Source organism: Streptomyces pacificus (assembly GCF_011766325.1).
Lineage (GTDB): Bacteria > Actinomycetota > Actinomycetes > Streptomycetales > Streptomycetaceae > Streptomyces > Streptomyces pacificus.
Window position 1 is genome coordinate 163,281 of record NZ_BLLG01000010.1, and the last position, 14,691, is coordinate 177,971.

Here is a 14,691-nt window from a genome sequence, read left to right on the forward strand (position 1 = left end):
TGCCCACCCGCACCCACCGGTGCTCACCGTGCTCGACGGCCAAGCGGCGCCGGGCAGGGAGCACGCCCCGGGCGTCCCGGGACCCTGAGGGGATGGCCGGGGCGGCCGGGGTCCACGGCAAGCGCGGCGGGCGGCGCCGGGGGTGGCCGCGGCCGGGCCCTTCGGCCCTTCCGGGCCGCATGCGACGGCTACAGAGCGCGCGTCAGCCGCTCGGTGAGCAGCCGGGCGAAGCGCGCCGGGTCGGACAGGTCGCCTCCTTCGGCGAGCAGCGCGCTGCCGTATACCAGTTCGGCGATCTCCGCCAGCGCGGGGTCGTCGGCGTCGGCCTCGTGTGCCGTACGCAGGGCGGTGATCAGCGGGTGTGCGGGGTTGAGTTCCAGGGTCCGCTTCACGGTGGGCAGCTGCTGTCCCATCGCCCGGTACATCTTCTCCAGGGTCGGCGTCACATCATGGGCCTCGCCGACGATGCACGCCGCCGAGGTCGTCAGGCGTGACGACAGGCGAACCTGCTTGACCTGCTCGGACAGGGTGGTGGTCAGCCACGGCAGCAGGGCTGCGAAGTCCTGCTCCCGCTTGGCCTTCTCGGCTTCGGCCTCCTGGTCGTCGCCGGGGGCCGCGTCGAGGTCGACCTGGCCCTTGGCGATGGACTGCAGCCGGTGGCCGTCGAAGGCCGGGACCCGGTCCACCCACACCTCGTCGACGGGGTCGGTGAGGATCAGGACCTCGTACCCCTTGGCGGCGAAGGCCTCCATGTGCGGGGAGTTCTCCACCATCGCGCGGGTCTCGCCGGTCAGGTAGTAGATCGCGTCCTGACCGTCCTTCATCCGCTCGACGTACTCGCGCAGCGTGGTCGTCTTCTCCGGGTCGTGCGTGGAGGCGGCCGACACCAGCTCAAGCAGGGCCTCGGTGTTGTCCGTGTCCTCGACCAGGCCCTCCTTCAGCGCCCGGCCGAACTGCTCCCACACCTTCGCGTAGCGCTCGGCGTCCTTGGACTGCATGTCCTTGATGGCGCCGAGGACCTTCTTGACCAGGCGCCGGCGTACGCCGCGGATCTGGCGGTCGTGCTGGAGGATCTCGCGGGAGACGTTCAGCGACAGGTCGTGGGCGTCCACGACGCCCTTGACGAAGCGCAGGTAGTTGGGCATGAGCGCTTCGCAGTCGTCCATGATGAACACCCGCTTGACGTACAGCTGGACGCCGCGCCTGGTCTCCTGGGAGAACAGGTCGAAGGGCGCCTGCGAGGGAACGAAGAGCAGCGCCTCGTACTCGAAGGTGCCCTCGGCCCGCATATGGATCGTCTCGGCCGGAGGCAGCCAGTCGTGGCTGATCTGCTGGTAGAACTCGTTGTACTCGTCCTCGCTCACCTCGGTGCGCGGCCGGGCCCACAGCGCCTTCATCGAGTTGAGCGTGTCGACGTCGCGGGCGGTCTCGCCCTCGGCGTCGGTGCGCTCGACGGCCATCCGGATCGGCCAGCGGATGAAGTCCGAGTACCGCTTGACGATCTGACGGATCTTCGACTCGGACAGGTAGTCGGCGAGCCCGTCCTCGCTGTCGACGGGCTTGAGGTGCAGGGTGACCGAGGTGCCCACGGGCAGGCCGTCGACCGCCTGGAGGTCGTAGGTGCCCTCTCCGTCGGACTCCCACTGGGTACCGGATTCGGTACCGGCCCGCCGGGTGCGCAGGGTGACCCTGTCGGCAACCATGAACGCCGAGTAGAAACCGACGCCGAACTGCCCGATCAGGCTCTCGGCGGTGGCGGCGTCCTTGGACTCCTTGATCTTCTCCAGCAGGCCTGCGGTGCCGGACTTGGCGATCGTGCCGATCAGTTCGACGAGATCGTCCCGGGTCATCCCGATCCCGTTGTCCCGGACGGTCAGCGTGCGGGCTTCCCGGTCGGTCTCCAGGGCGATGTGCAGGTCGGTGGTGTCGATCTCGGCGAGGCCGGAGTCGGTCAGCGATTCCAGCCTCATCTTGTCCAGTGCGTCGGAGGCGTTGGAGATCAACTCGCGAAGGAAGATGTCCTTGTTGGAGTAGATCGAGTGAATCACCAGCCGGAGCAACTGGCGGGTCTCGGCCTGGAATTCCAGCGTCTCGACACTGCTACCCATGTGGGGTCTCTTTCTGTGGGAACGTAAGAAAACTGACTTCCTGCCCCTCCTGAAGGAGGGGGGTCTGCACCCGGCGGTCTGCCGCGGCATGACGGCGGGGGACACCAGGGGGGCGGGGCGCACCAGGGGGGCGGGCGCCGAGGAAGCGGGCGAGACCGGCCCGGCCGCCGCCCGCGGCGCGGGTGGTACGGACCGGGTCGGCCTCCCGGCGGGTGGGCCGCTCACCCGGCCGCCGCGGCAGCATCAGGCAGGCCGGCGCCTGCGCGGGACCGGGGCCCTGGCAGGGGCCGGAGCAGGGGCAGGGGCCGGCGGCATCGGGGAGAGGTTCGCGGGCTTCGCCCAGGACGGCGCCCACCTCGGCAGGGGCCACCCGGGCGCCGGAGGAGGACGCCGGGCCCCGGACGCGGATACGGGGTGTGCGCGGCCGACCGACCGTGGTCACGGGCACCTCCCTCGGGCCGTCATCATATCGATGACATCACGATTGTCATCCATTGGATGACAGGCTACAGCAGTGCCGGTGAAGCGCACAGGCGGCGACTGCCCTGACCCGCCCGCTCCATGCCGCCGGTGGTCGGCGGTAGCTCCCGCGGCGGGCGATGGAGACCCGACCGGCCGCGTTCTGGGCGTTCGTGTCGACACCGCGGAGGACACACCGCGAAGGACGCACCGCGGCGTCCCGGCCGAGGCGGCCGCATGGCGGCCTTCCCCCACCGGAGCCCCGCGGACCGGGACGAAGCGGGCCGGGGACCGGAAGCAGAGCACGAGGAAGGGCGGCAGGAAGGGCGAGGGGCGTGGCGACGACTCCGCGCATCATCCCCCGCGGGCAGCCCCGGGGGGACTGCCCGCGAGGCGACTCCGACGGCTCCCCAGGGCGCAGGGCCCGGCCGTCCGGCACCTCTCCCCGCTGGATCGAAGCTCTGAACGGTGGTTCACTGGCTCCATGCCCTATCGCAAACCGCCCGCCGTCGAGACCCGTCTGGCCGCCGCCCGGGAGCACCTGGTCGAGCAGGCCACATCCGTGGTCGCCGACGCCGGGTGGGTGAACGCCTCCGTCACCGCGGTCGCCGCCGCAGCCGGCATGTCCGTCGGCTCCGTCTACCAGCACTTCCCCTCGAAGCAGGCACTGGCGGTCGAGGTGTTCCGCCGGGCGTCGGGCCACGAGGTCGACGTACTCGGCGAGGTGCTGCGAGAGGGCAGCGGTGACGCGGTGGAGCGGCTGGCCCTCGGTGTCGGTGTCTTCGCCCGCCGGGCCATGGAACGCCGCGGGCTGGCCCACGCACTGCTCGCCGCACCGGCCGAACCGGCCGTCGGCCGGGAGCGCCTGGAGTTCCGGCGCCGCTACCGCGCCCTGTTCGCCGAGATCGTCAGGGAGGGCGTCGACACCGGGCTGCTCCCCCGCCAGGACCCGGAGATCACCGCGGCCGCCCTGACCGGCGCCATCGGCGAGGTGCTGGTGGACCCGCTCGCCACGCCGGCGGAAGGCCCCGAGGCCGGCCGGCTGGTGGACGGACTGGTGGCGATGTCCCTTCGCTGCGCCGGCGCCACGCGCAGCACACCGACTGCCGTGGAGGACTCCCCATGACCGCGACCGCGGACCCGAACCCGCGCGGTGAGCCCACCGCCCCTACGCACGCGGTGACCAACCAGCCGCCGCCGCTCGTCGGCCACGACGTCGCCGACGACCCCGTCCTGCTGGAGGGACTGCGGCGCGAGGGCGGCGGATGGTACGCGGACGACCTGCACCGCCTCGGCCGGCTCGCCGGGTCGGAGCAGGTCCTGCGCTGGGCCGAGGAGGCCAATCGCCACGGGCCCGAGCTGCGTACCCACGACCGCTACGGCAACCGGATCGACGAGGTCGACTTCCACCCCTCGTACCACTCGCTGATGGAGGTGGCCATCGGCGAGGGCCTGGGCGGGGCGCCCTGGGCGGACGGCCGGCCGGGAGCGCACGTCGCCCGTGCGGCGGGCTTCATGGTGTGGAGCTCGGCCGAGCAGGGCCACGGCTGCCCGGTGTCCATGACCTACGCCGCAGTCCCGGCACTGCGGTCGGCTCCCGAACTCGCCGAGGTCTACGAGCCGCTGCTGACCAGCCGGGTGTACGACCCCGGCCTGCGGGAGCCCGGGAGCAAGCGGGGCCTGCTCGCCGGTATGGGCATGACCGAGAAGCAGGGCGGCACGGATGTGCGCGCCAACACGACGGCGGCCACCGAGCGACCGGACGGCAGCTGGCGGCTGCGCGGGCACAAGTGGTTCACCAGCGCACCGATGAACGACCTGTTCCTGGTCCTCGCCCAGGCGCCGGGAGGGCTCTCCTGCTTCCTGGTGCCCCGGGTGCTGCCGGACGGCTCGCGCAACACCTTCCGCATCCAGCGGCTGAAGGACAAGCTCGGCAACCGCAGCAACGCCAGCAGCGAGCCGGAGTTCGACGGCACCGTCGCCTGGCTGGTGGGCCGCGAGGGGCAGGGGGTCCGGACCATCATCGACATGGTCACCATGACCCGGCTCGACTGCATCCTGGGGTCGGCGTCGGGGATCCGCACGGCGCTGGCGCAGGCCGCGCACCATGTGCGCCACCGGGCCGTGTTCGGCGCCAAGCTGATCGACCAGCCGCTCATGCGGAACGTGGTCGCCGATCTGGGGCTGGAGTCGGAGGCGGCGACGACACTCGCGCTCCGGGTCGCAGGCGCGGCGGACCGGGCGCAGCGCGGTGACGCGCGGGAGCGGGCCTTCCTGCGGCTGGCCACGGCCGTCGGGAAGTACTGGGTCCCCAAGCGGCAGCCCGCAGCGGTCGCGGAAGCACTGGAGTGCCTGGGCGGCAACGGCTACGACGAGGCCTCGGGCATGCCCCGGCTCTACCGTGAGGCTCCGCTCAACGGAATCTGGGAAGGCTCGGGCAACGTCAACGCCCTCGATGTGCTGCGTGCGCTCGACCGCGAGCCGGAGTCCCTCGAAGTCTTCCGGGCGGAGGTCGAGGCGGCCGCGGGCGCTGACCGGCGGCTGGACGAGGCATGGCGCGCGCTGCGCGGCGAACTGACGTCCACCGCCGACGCCGAACTGCGTGCCCGGCGGCTGGTCGAGCGCCTCGCCCTGGTGCTGCAGGGCGCCCTCCTCGTCCGCTGCGCACCGCCCGCGGTGGCCGACGCCTTCTGCGCCTCCCGCCTGGGCGGCGACACGGGTTTCGCCTTCGGCACCCTGCCCCCGGCGGCCGATCTGACGGGGATCATCGGCCGGGTCCCGGGTGGTGCGGCGCACTGACATTCGGGCTCTGTGCGCCCGGTCCGCGAACCGGGGCACGCACCGCGGGACCGCGGGCCGAACAGCGTGGAACGCGAGTCCCGGCCTTGCTCACACCCTGGGCGCCACACGCGTCCGGCGGTGACAGGGCGGCCGGTTCGCCCGGGGTGACGGTGGGCTGTCGGTGCCTGGGGCGGGAACGCATCCCGGCGGCCGCCCCCGGCTCCCGGCCGAGCAGGACGAGAACGCCACCGGCCCAGCGGCGTCCTGCGGACCGCCGGCCGCCGTGGGGACCATCACCGCGTCGGTCGCCGCAGCGACTCCTCCGGCGGCCGCTCGCGCAGCGCACCGTACGCGAGGAAGTAGGCCGGGAGCCGGCGGAACCGGCGGGAGGTGGTCACGAACGCGGCCAGGCGCCTGGCCGGTTCCGGGTTGCCGAAGGCGGGTTCCCCGGCCAGCAGCGGCCCGATGACCCTGGCGTGGGCGACGCGCTGGAGAGCCTGCGTCCCCGCGGTGGTGGGCCATCGGCGGCGCTGGACACGGCGTACATCGGCGAGGCCCACCCGGCCCTCGCCCAGGGGACGCACAAGATGGCGGGCGGCGGCCACCGCGTCCTCGACGGCGAGGTTGATGCCGATGCCGAAGACCGGTGACATGGCATGGGCGGCGTCGCCGATGCACAGCAGCCCCGGGCGGTGCCAGCGCCGCAACCGGTCGAGCCGGACGTCGAGCAGCTTCACGTCGTCCCAGGAGGTGAGCGCGTGCGCCCGGTCGGAGAGCCATGGGGTCGCGGAGGTGAACCGGTCCATGAACCGCTCCAGGCCCTGCGCGCGGAGCCGGGCGTCGCCGCCCTTGGGGATCAGTGCGGCGATCTGCCAGTAGTCGCCGCGGTCGATCAGTGCGCTGAGGAACCTGTCGCCGACCCCTCCCACCAGCCCGCTCGGGTCGCCCTCACGCCGGGGCAACCTGAACCACCACGCGTCCATCGGGCAGTCGAAGCTCTTCAGACCGAGTTCGGGCAGCGCCCTCGCGATCGAGCCCCGGCCGTCGCATGCGACGGTGAGGGTGGCCCGCAGTTCGCCCTCGCGCCCGTCGGAGGTGCGGTACCGGACGCCGTTGACCCGTCCGCGCTCCGAGAGGAAGGACATCGCCTCCGTGTTCATCCGGACGGAAAAGGACGATTCCCGGCCGGCCTCGTCCGCGAGGAGGTCGAGCAGGTCCCACTGGGGCACCATCGCGATGTAGGCGTACCTGCCGCCGAGAGCCCCGATGTCCCCCACCGTGATCAGGGAACGGCCCGGTCCGACGGGGAGCTGCACCGTGGTCACCCGGCGCTGCGGCAGCCGGGCGAACCGCTCGGCCAGGCCCAGGTCGTCGAGCAGGGCCAGAGTGGAGGGGTGCACGGTGTCACCGCGGAAGTCACGCAGGAAGTCGCCGTGCTTCTCCAGCACGGTGACGTCCACCCCGGCCCTGGCCAGCAGCAGGCCGAGGACCATCCCCGCAGGTCCGCCGCCCACCACACAGCAGGTGGTCCGCTCCATGGCATCTGCTCCTTCCCTTGACATCCGGTGGCGGGCCGATGGGGTGGGACAGCCTTGGACGGCACACGGCGGCACACGGCGGCACACAGCGGCACACAGCGGCACTCGGCGGCCCAGGACGGCACGCAACGGTACTCCGATATCGGTGACAATGGGATATACAACCCCAGGCAGGATGTCTGCGGCACGGGGGCCCTGCCGCAACCCGGGAGGCAATATGAGCGAGCAGCCGGTCCTTCTGCCCTACACCGACCCGGCCTTCGTCGCGGATCCGTTCCCGCTCTACCGCCGGCTGCGCGAGGAGGGACCGGTGCGCCGGGCCGTGCTCGCCGGCGGCGTGGAGGCCTGGCTGGTCACCCGCCACGAAGACGGCCTCGCGGCCTTGTCGGACTCTCGGCTGAGCAGCGACGTCCGCGATGCCTCGGACCCGCGGCTGATGCGGCAACTGCCCTCGACGGAGCGCGAGTCGATGGTGAGCAACATGCTGCGCACCGACCCGCCCGACCACACCCGGCTGCGCCGGCTGGTCTCGAAGGCGTTCACCGCGCGCCGGGTGGCGCAGATGCGGCCGAGGATCCAGGAGATCGCCGACCGGCTGGTCGACGGCCTGCTGCCCGCCGGGCGGGCGGAACTCGTCGAGGACTTCGCGCTGCCGCTCCCGGTCACCGTCATCAGCGAACTCCTGGGCGTCCCGGTGGACGACCGGCACGCGTTCCAGCGGTGGACCGACGACATACTGCTGCGCCGGGCGGAGATGCCGGACCCGGCGGTGGTGGACGCGGCGTGGCAGCGCATGCGGGCCTATCTGACGGGGCTCGTCGCGCAGAAGCGTGCCCGGGCGGGGGACGATGTGCTCAGCGCGCTCATCGCCGCCCGCGACGAGGAGCAGCGGCTCGACGAGGACGAGCTCATCGCCATGGTCTTCCTGCTGCTCGTCGCCGGGTACATCACGACGGTCAATCTGATCGGCAGCGGTGTCGCGGCACTGCTCGCCCACCCTGACCAGCTGGCGCTGCTGCGGGACGACCCGGAACTGCTGCCCGGGGCGATCGAGGAGTTCCTGCGGTACGACGGGCCCGTCAGCCCCGGAATCGCGAGGTTCGCGCGCGAGGATGTCGAGATCGCGGGCGTGCCGGTGCCGCGCGGCGCGACGGTGCTGATCGCGTCTGCCATCGCCGACCGCGACCCGTCCCGTTTCCCCGACCCGGACCGGCTGGACATCGCCCGGCGTGACAACGCGCACCTCGCCTTCGGCCACGGGATCCACTACTGCCTGGGGGCGCCGCTGGCCAGGTTGGAGGGCCAGATCGCCATCGGCACCGTGCTGCGGCGCCTGCCGGACCTCGTGCTGGCCGTGCCACCGGAGGAACTCGACTGGCGACTGGGCGGGCTGCGCGGTCCCACCCGGCTGCCGGTGACGTTCACCGCCGCGGACGGACACCGCGCAGGCCCCCCTCGGGGAGGGCCTGAGGAAGGCGCTGGCGCTGCGGGAGAAGCTCAGGGCAGGGAGGCCCCCCGGTCCGCCCCTGGCGAGGTCGCGCCGTTCGGCACGGGCTGACCGGCCGACGGGCCGTGGACCCCGGTGGGAGCCCGCACCCCGGCGGCCGAGCGGTGGACCGGCGGTCACCGGCCTGGAGGGTTGGCGATCGCGCCCCGGGCTGCCCGCACACGGATCATGTCACCGGCGAACGGTGGGCCGGAGCGCACGGATGGAGGGGCGCGCCCGGGAGGCGCGGCGCCCGGCGGGCACGCGACTGCCTCAGGCCGGGATATCGATCAGTTCCATCGGCTGGCCGGTGGGCCGGGACGAGCCACCGGCGGGTTCGATCGTGATGCCGACGGCCGTCGCCCCCGAGACCGGGCCGTTGAGCATCTGCATGTCCTGCGCCTCACCCCCGCTGACCAGGCCCGCGGGCCGGTAGGAGCCGTCTTCGCTGAACCACAGGGCATAAGTCTGGCCGACCGGGAGCGGTCGCACCCCCGTTGCGCAGAACACCGCGGCGTCCTGGCTCCGGGACACGGCGATGGTGCCCGTCCCGCCGTCCGGGAGCCGCTGGGTGTGGAGTTCCACGTCCGGCGCGGCGAGCACGTCGGCCACACCCGCGTACCGCTCCTCGGCCGCGTGCAGCTGGGAGCGCGCCTCCTCGGCGGCCCGGTACTGCGACACGGCGACGCCGCCGAAGGTGACGGCCAGTGCGGCACAGGCGGCGAGCGCCACCCGCACCAGCCTGGGGACGGGTGGTCGCCGGATGCCGGACGGGACCGGCTCTGCCGCAGCGGGCCGGACGGGTGGGGCGGTCTCCGGCTCGGCGCGTTCGCGCGGGACGCGAGGCGCGTACGGGGCCTGGGAAGTGACGGCGATCCTCTGCTGCACCCGGCGCCGCAGGTGCTCGGGTGGTTCGGCCATGACCGGCTGCGCGAGGCGTGCCGCCGATTCCGTCAGCACCGCGACCTCATGTGCGCAGGCCGCGCAGGACGCGAGATGCTCCTCGAAGGCCCGCCGCTCGTCCTCGGGCAGCGCGTGCAGCACATAGGCGCCGCAGGCGGAGTGCAGCTCGCCGCCGTTCCCGTCCCTGATCTCGCTCATGGCCGCACCTCACCCTCGTACAGACAGTCACGCAACCGCATCAGCCCGTCACGCATTCTGGCCTTCACCGTGCCCAGGGGCTGCGAGAGGAACTCGGCGACCTCCCGGTAGGTGAGGCCGTGGTAGTACGCCAGCACGACCGACTCCCGCTGGAGCTCGGTCAGCGACTGCAGGCAGCGCCGGACCTGCTGCTGCTCCAGACCGGTCTCGACCTGCTCGACCACGTCGTCGAACGGCGGGGCGGTCTCCAGCAGCGCGACCCTGCGCTCCCGTTCGGTCCTGGCCTGCGACGACCGGACCCGGTCCACCGCGCGCCGATGGGCCAGGGTCAGCACCCAGGTCAGGGCGCTGCCCTGTTCGGGCCGGAAGCGGCCGGCCGTACGCCACACCTCCACGAGCACGTCCTGAGTCACCTCCTCGGACTGCGCCGGATCCCGCAGGACCCTGCGGACGAGGCCGAGTACCGGGCCGCTGACCGCCGTGTAGACGGGTACGAACGCGTCCTGGTCACCACGGCCCACGAGGACCATGAGCTCGTCCAGTCCGAGCTTGGCCCGTTGTTCGGCGGCGTCGGGATCCGCGTCAGGTGGCGACACTCGCGCCCCCTTGCTCCTCTTGGGCACCAGGGGTGCCGTGCAGGCTCGTTCGTCACCATGCCATCACCGATCGGAAGGAGCCGCACGCCTGGAGCCACGGGGAGCGTGGTTCTCGGGTGACGGTTCGCGCGTCCACCGGTCACCTCTCGTCTCTCAGCCCGGTTCCGTCCCGCTGCCCGGTCCTGTTCCGGCAGTCACCAGCATTCGCCGGTCCTCGGTGCCTTCGACCTCCTCGGCGGCGTCGGCGGCGTCGGCGGCGCCCGCGGTCGCGGCCGGTCAGCGGCGCCCACCACCGTCACGGCAGTCCCAGCGGCCCGGGACCCACTTGTCCTCCCAGCCGTCGTTGGAGTGCTTCTGCTCCCAGTGCCCCTTGCGCCATGTGCAGCGGTCCCAGTCCGGACCGCCGGATTCGCCGAGGCTGTGAGTGGCCCTTACGGAGGAGGCAGGCACCGACGAGGCCGCCGTGGCGCCCGCGGACGACACGAAGGCACCTCCGACGAGCACCCCCGAGGCGGCTGCGACGGCCACGAGTCGGCGGAAGGAAACGGCCATCTGACCCGCCTTTCTCCCAGGGCCTCCCGGACCTCCTCGCCGGGGACCTTGTCCGGAGCGCCGGACATCGCACTCGCACGTCGTCGCCGCCGTGCACACGTGACACGAGTAGTTCGAAGCCGACCCGCCTCCGGATGGGCGCAGCAGGCGACGAGCCCGGGATTCGCGACGCCGGGAGCGCTTCGGAGGTCCGCCGGGAGCCGGCCCGCGGAGGCTGCGGAGAGCGCCGCGGGATCGCGTATCGACCGGGCCGCCGCCCAACGAGTGAATAGTCGGCGTGTCGCCACCCGAAGAGCGGACGAAGTCCCTCGAATGCGACGTTCTCGGCTGGTGCGAAGCCGCAATCCGCCTGACGGTGAATTCGTCGCTGCTGCGATCCGATGAGCCGACGATGTGTCAGCCTTCGCAGTCGCGGCGAAAGGAATGGGATCTCATGCGCTCTGCCCGCACCCTGTGCGCCTCAGCCGCTATTACCGCGGTTCTGACGATTGCCGCACCTACCGCTTACGCGATGACGCTGGCCGAGGACTGGGGCCGCGACAACGGTTCCTCGTCCAGCAACCACGACGACAAGAAGGACGACCACGGCAAGGACGACCACGGCGACCACGGCAAGAAGGACCACTACAAGAAGTGGGACAAGGACGACCACGACGACTACGACGACGACGACCACGACGACGACGATGACGACGACGACGAGCCCAAGGGCGGCGTCGACACCGGCGGCGGCTTCCTGAGCCGCGCTGTGGCCGAGGAGGACGACAAGAAGGACGACCACGGCAAGGACGACCACGGCGGCCACGGCGACCACGGCAAGAAGGACCACTACAAGAAGTGGGACAAGGACGACCACGACGACGACGACGACCACGACGACGAGCCCAAGGGCGGCGTCGACGCCGGCGGCGGCTTCCTCGCATCGGTCATGAACGACGAGTGGGGCCAGGGCTCCAAGCAGGAGGAGGGCTCGGCGAAGGACGAGAACGCCTCCCAGCAGCAGGAGGGTTCGAAGACCGACGAGAACGCTTCCCAGCAGGGAGAGGACTCGAAGAAGGACGACCACGGCAAGGACGACGACAAGAAGGACTACGGCAAGGACGACCACGGCCACAAGTGGAAGCACAAGCACCACGACAAGGACGACTACGACCACGACGACGACGACGATGACTACGACGACGACGATGACGACGACGACCCCAAGGGCAGCGTCGACGCCGGCGGCGGCGGGCTCGCGATGAACAACGGCAGCCTGGCGGCCGGTTCGCTTCTCATGCTCGGCGGCATCGGCGCCGGAGCCTGGAAGCTGCGCCGTCGCGGCGTGACCGGCACCTCGGCCTGATCGAGGCCGCATCAACCGCAGTTCGCTGCGCTGTCGCGGCCGTCGTCCTCCCGGACGGCGGCCGCGGCGATGCGTTTCCCCGCCCCGATCCGCTTCTCCCGGCCGCGTCCCGGTACACGAAAGGCCTCTCGCATGAACGCCAGGCAACCGCTCGGCTCGCCGACGCCCCCAGAGCCTGCACCGCCCCGCTCACTCGGCCAGACCCTGCTATGGCCGGTCCTGGCGGCCGTGTTGGGCGGACTGCTCTGCTACAACTCGCTCGGCGGCCAGCCGGCGGAATCCTCCCAGGCCCGCCCCGCGTCGCCCGCCCCCGCCCCCAAGAGCCCGCCGAAAGCCGCTGCCGTCCATCCTCCGTTGGCGCGCTCCGCCCCGACGCGCATCGCCATCCCCGCCATCTCGGTCAACGCCCCCTTCACGGTGCTGGCGCTCAGCAAGACCGGGCAGCTGAACGCGCCGCCGCCCCACGACAAGAATCTGGTGGGCTGGTACGGGAAGGGCGCCACACCCGGCGAGAAGGGCACCTCCATTCTCGCGGGCCACCTGGACACCATGACGGGACCCGCGGTGTTCGAGTCCCTCAGCGCGCTCAAGCCGGGGAACACGATCGACATCACCCGGCAGGACCGCAAGGTGGCCACCTTCAAGGTCGACTCCGTGGAGACCTTCAGCAAGGCCGCCTTCCCCAGTGCGCGGGTCTACAACGACGCACCGGACGCACAGCTGCGCCTGATCACCTGCGGCGGGGTGTACGACAAGAAGACCAAGGACTACAAGGACAACGTCGTGGTGTTCGCCCACCTCGACTCCGTCAAGAACGGCTGAGCCCCGGCCACGTGCAGCGGCAGCGGCAGCGGCAGCGGCAGCGGCAGCGGCAGCGGCAGGGTGAGCATGGCCCCGGGGGGGCTGCCGGTCGGCTGGTCTCCTTCTCGTGACGCTGTCGACCGGCGGCTCCGGCCCAGGGGTTGACCGGAGCCGCCGGGGGCGTCCGAGGGGAGCGGACTGCCCGAACAGAACACCGTGGGGCCGACGAGGAGGAGTGTCGTCCGCAGTGCCACTCGAAGTAAATATATTTACCGCCAAGTAAGCAAGGGCATGAAAAAATTCATGCTCTTCTGGGTGCGAGAGTCCCCCTTTCCTCTCACCGGGGAGGGGTGGCCGGCGGCGGGCTCAGTCCTCGAAGAAGAAGTCGTGCTGTTCGGCGGCGTGCTCGTACCGCTCAAGTCGCCGCTGCGTGCGTTCGGGATCCGCGTCCGCCATCGCCTGGAGGATTGCGGCCGACAGCACACCGGGGGCGGAATAGGAGTCGAACACGAGCCGCGAGCCGGTACCCGCGGTGAGGGCCACATCGACCTCCTCCACGAGCGGTCCCAGCGTGAGATCCGTGATCAGGGCGGTCCGCAGTCCGGCACGGCGGGCAGCCCGCACGGCCGCCAGCGTCTCCTTGGCATGCCGGGGCATGGCGAAGGCCAGCACCCAGGTCCCACCCGCCTCGCGCGACTGCAGCAGCGCGTCGTACGCCACGCTCCCGCCACGGGACACCAGCCGTACATCCGGGTGGATCCGGCGGGCGGCATAGGCGAAGTACTCCGCCAGCGACGTGGAGATCCGCAGTCCCAGAACCGTCAAAGGCACCGACCGGGCCAGCTCGCGGCCGACCTCGAGCACCTGGCCGGTGTCGGCGAACCTCCGGCGCAGGCTCTCCAGGTTGGCGATCTCCGCGTCGACCGCCGTCTGCAACTCGTTGCGCCGGCTCTCGACCGCCTCCGGTGATCCGGCCACCGCGCTGAGCGCGATGGGCTGCAACGCCTCCCGCAGCGCCGGGTAGCCGCTGAAGCCGACCGATGCGGCGAAGCGCGTCACCGACGGCTGGCTGACGCCCACACGGTCCGCGAGATCGGTGATCGAAAGAAAGGCGGCCTCGGTGAGATGGTCCGCGATGTACTGCGCGATGCGCCGTTGGCCGGGCGACAGCCGGTGTCCGCCGAACAGCGCGCGGACCCTCTCCACAGGAGCCGGCTCCGGGTCCGGGGCCTGTCTCCCCGGCGTGATCGCAGACGCCTGTGCGCGCGCCCGCTGCCTTGATGGCACCGTGTGCCTCCCTCTCGTCCCGCTCCCGCTCAACATAGCTCACCATGTGTCGTGGCCCGGGGGACCGATCGTGCCGGCGCAAGGCCCCAGCCCGCCGGGTGGCCGGGGCGCTCGCGGCGGACAGGGGCGTCAGCCCGGGAGGCCGGGGCCGCCGCTCCGGCCCCCGGAGGCCTGTGCGGAACGCGGCGCTCCGGAGCGGTCGGTGATACCGGCCATGGCCACGCCGATGAAGACCGCCACCATGCCGGTGACGACGTTGCTGACGACGCTGCCGGTGACGGCGACGTTCCCGGCGACGATCCACGGTGAGAAGGTCACGAAGGTGCCGATCACGATGGCGCACCAGGCCATGGCGTGGGTCCGCTCGTAGGCCGAGCCGAACCCGCCCAGGCACAGGGCGAAGGCGACACCGCAGATCAGGTTGGTGACGGCCAGGGTGGTGAGGCCGTGGAAACCGACGATCCACGGCGAGGCCGCGAGGTAGAGGCCCGTGAGCAGGGCCAGCGTCTCGGTCACCTGGCCGCGTGGCGACGTGGTGGCGCGTTCGAAACGTGCGCGCATCTGGACGAGGTCGGGGTGCTGCTCGATGCCGGGCTGGTGGGTGGTCATCCGGGCCGCCTCCTTCGGAAGCGTCTGT

The 14,691-nt window shown here is 71.9% G+C and carries 12 protein-coding genes; 5 read left to right on the top strand and 7 right to left on the bottom strand.

Going from position 1 to position 14,691, the window contains the following annotated elements:
* Nucleotides 1–188 precede the first annotated feature (188 nt).
* The gene (gene htpG, locus SCWH03_RS18005; RefSeq protein ID WP_173265279.1) at nucleotides 189–2,108 is read right to left on the bottom strand and encodes a molecular chaperone HtpG; all 1,920 of its coding nucleotides are present in this window, start codon (nucleotides 2,106–2,108) and stop codon (nucleotides 189–191) included.
* Nucleotides 2,109–3,051: 943 nt separating this feature from the next.
* Here htpG and SCWH03_RS18010 point away from each other — a divergent pair.
* Nucleotides 3,052–3,693 carry a TetR/AcrR family transcriptional regulator gene (locus SCWH03_RS18010; protein ID WP_173265280.1) on the top strand — a complete coding sequence of 214 codons (642 nt, stop codon included), beginning with the start codon at nucleotides 3,052–3,054 and terminating at the stop codon, nucleotides 3,691–3,693.
* Nucleotides 3,690–5,366, top strand: coding sequence for an acyl-CoA dehydrogenase family protein (locus SCWH03_RS18015; RefSeq protein WP_173265281.1), 1,677 nt, complete (start codon nucleotides 3,690–3,692; stop codon nucleotides 5,364–5,366). The genes SCWH03_RS18010 and SCWH03_RS18015 overlap by 4 nt, the downstream gene beginning before the upstream one ends.
* 275 nt (nucleotides 5,367–5,641) lie before the next feature.
* On the opposite strand, the gene SCWH03_RS18020 is transcribed toward SCWH03_RS18015, so the two are convergent.
* A complete protein-coding gene (locus SCWH03_RS18020) occupies nucleotides 5,642–6,886 on the bottom strand; it encodes an FAD-dependent oxidoreductase (protein WP_173265282.1) in 1,245 nt (414 codons plus the stop codon).
* 217 nt (nucleotides 6,887–7,103) lie between these two features.
* Between SCWH03_RS18020 and SCWH03_RS18025 the strand changes: the two genes are divergently transcribed.
* Nucleotides 7,104–8,444 carry a cytochrome P450 family protein gene (locus SCWH03_RS18025; RefSeq protein WP_173265283.1) on the top strand — a complete coding sequence of 447 codons (1,341 nt, stop codon included), beginning with the start codon at nucleotides 7,104–7,106 and terminating at the stop codon, nucleotides 8,442–8,444.
* A 201-nt stretch (nucleotides 8,445–8,645) separates the two neighbouring features.
* On the opposite strand, the gene SCWH03_RS18030 is transcribed toward SCWH03_RS18025, so the two are convergent.
* From SCWH03_RS18030 to SCWH03_RS29170, 3 genes are all read right to left on the bottom strand, one after another.
* Nucleotides 8,646–9,473, bottom strand: coding sequence for an anti-sigma factor (locus SCWH03_RS18030; protein ID WP_173265284.1), 828 nt, complete (start codon nucleotides 9,471–9,473; stop codon nucleotides 8,646–8,648).
* Nucleotides 9,470–10,069 (bottom strand): ECF RNA polymerase sigma factor SigK, encoded by a 600-nt coding sequence (gene sigK, locus SCWH03_RS18035; RefSeq protein ID WP_173265285.1) that lies wholly within the window; start codon nucleotides 10,067–10,069, stop codon nucleotides 9,470–9,472. Before sigK ends, SCWH03_RS18030 begins: the two co-directional genes overlap by 4 nt.
* A 276-nt stretch (nucleotides 10,070–10,345) precedes the next feature.
* Nucleotides 10,346–10,621, bottom strand: a complete 276-nt coding sequence (locus SCWH03_RS29170) for a hypothetical protein (RefSeq protein ID WP_254076826.1) — start codon at nucleotides 10,619–10,621, stop codon at nucleotides 10,346–10,348.
* A 511-nt stretch (nucleotides 10,622–11,132) separates the two neighbouring features.
* Here SCWH03_RS29170 and SCWH03_RS18045 point away from each other — a divergent pair.
* Nucleotides 11,133–11,966 carry a hypothetical protein gene (locus SCWH03_RS18045; RefSeq protein WP_173265286.1) on the top strand — a complete coding sequence of 278 codons (834 nt, stop codon included), beginning with the start codon at nucleotides 11,133–11,135 and terminating at the stop codon, nucleotides 11,964–11,966.
* A gap of 132 nt (nucleotides 11,967–12,098) precedes the next feature.
* Nucleotides 12,099–12,788 (top strand): class F sortase, encoded by a 690-nt coding sequence (locus tag SCWH03_RS18050; protein ID WP_173265287.1) that lies wholly within the window; start codon nucleotides 12,099–12,101, stop codon nucleotides 12,786–12,788.
* A gap of 345 nt (nucleotides 12,789–13,133) precedes the next feature.
* Here SCWH03_RS18050 and SCWH03_RS18055 read toward each other — a convergent pair whose 3' ends face one another.
* Nucleotides 13,134–14,054: a MurR/RpiR family transcriptional regulator gene (locus SCWH03_RS18055; protein WP_173265288.1), complete on the bottom strand. Its 921-nt coding sequence runs from the start codon at nucleotides 14,052–14,054 to the stop codon at nucleotides 13,134–13,136.
* A gap of 129 nt (nucleotides 14,055–14,183) precedes the next feature.
* Complete coding sequence (locus SCWH03_RS18060) at nucleotides 14,184–14,663, bottom strand: SPW repeat protein (protein ID WP_173265289.1); 480 nt, start codon at nucleotides 14,661–14,663, stop codon at nucleotides 14,184–14,186.
* Nucleotides 14,664–14,691 lie beyond the last annotated feature (28 nt).

Bases quoted from the DNA above. Each gene is read 5' to 3' on its own strand.
- SCWH03_RS29170 (WP_254076826.1), bottom strand. From the start codon at position 10,621: ATGGCCGTTTCCTTCCGCCGACTCGTGGCCGTCGCAGCCGCCTCGGGG.
- SCWH03_RS18025 (WP_173265283.1), top strand. From the start codon at position 7,104: ATGAGCGAGCAGCCGGTCCTTCTGCCCTACACCGACCCGGCCTTCGTC.
- SCWH03_RS18060 (WP_173265289.1), bottom strand. From the start codon at position 14,663: ATGACCACCCACCAGCCCGGCATCGAGCAGCACCCCGACCTCGTCCAG.
- SCWH03_RS18015 (WP_173265281.1), top strand. From the start codon at position 3,690: ATGACCGCGACCGCGGACCCGAACCCGCGCGGTGAGCCCACCGCCCCT.
- SCWH03_RS18030 (WP_173265284.1), bottom strand. From the start codon at position 9,473: ATGAGCGAGATCAGGGACGGGAACGGCGGCGAGCTGCACTCCGCCTGC.
- htpG (WP_173265279.1), bottom strand. From the start codon at position 2,108: ATGGGTAGCAGTGTCGAGACGCTGGAATTCCAGGCCGAGACCCGCCAG.
- SCWH03_RS18050 (WP_173265287.1), top strand. From the start codon at position 12,099: ATGAACGCCAGGCAACCGCTCGGCTCGCCGACGCCCCCAGAGCCTGCA.
- SCWH03_RS18010 (WP_173265280.1), top strand. From the start codon at position 3,052: ATGCCCTATCGCAAACCGCCCGCCGTCGAGACCCGTCTGGCCGCCGCC.
- SCWH03_RS18020 (WP_173265282.1), bottom strand. From the start codon at position 6,886: ATGGAGCGGACCACCTGCTGTGTGGTGGGCGGCGGACCTGCGGGGATG.
- SCWH03_RS18045 (WP_173265286.1), top strand. From the start codon at position 11,133: ATGACGCTGGCCGAGGACTGGGGCCGCGACAACGGTTCCTCGTCCAGC.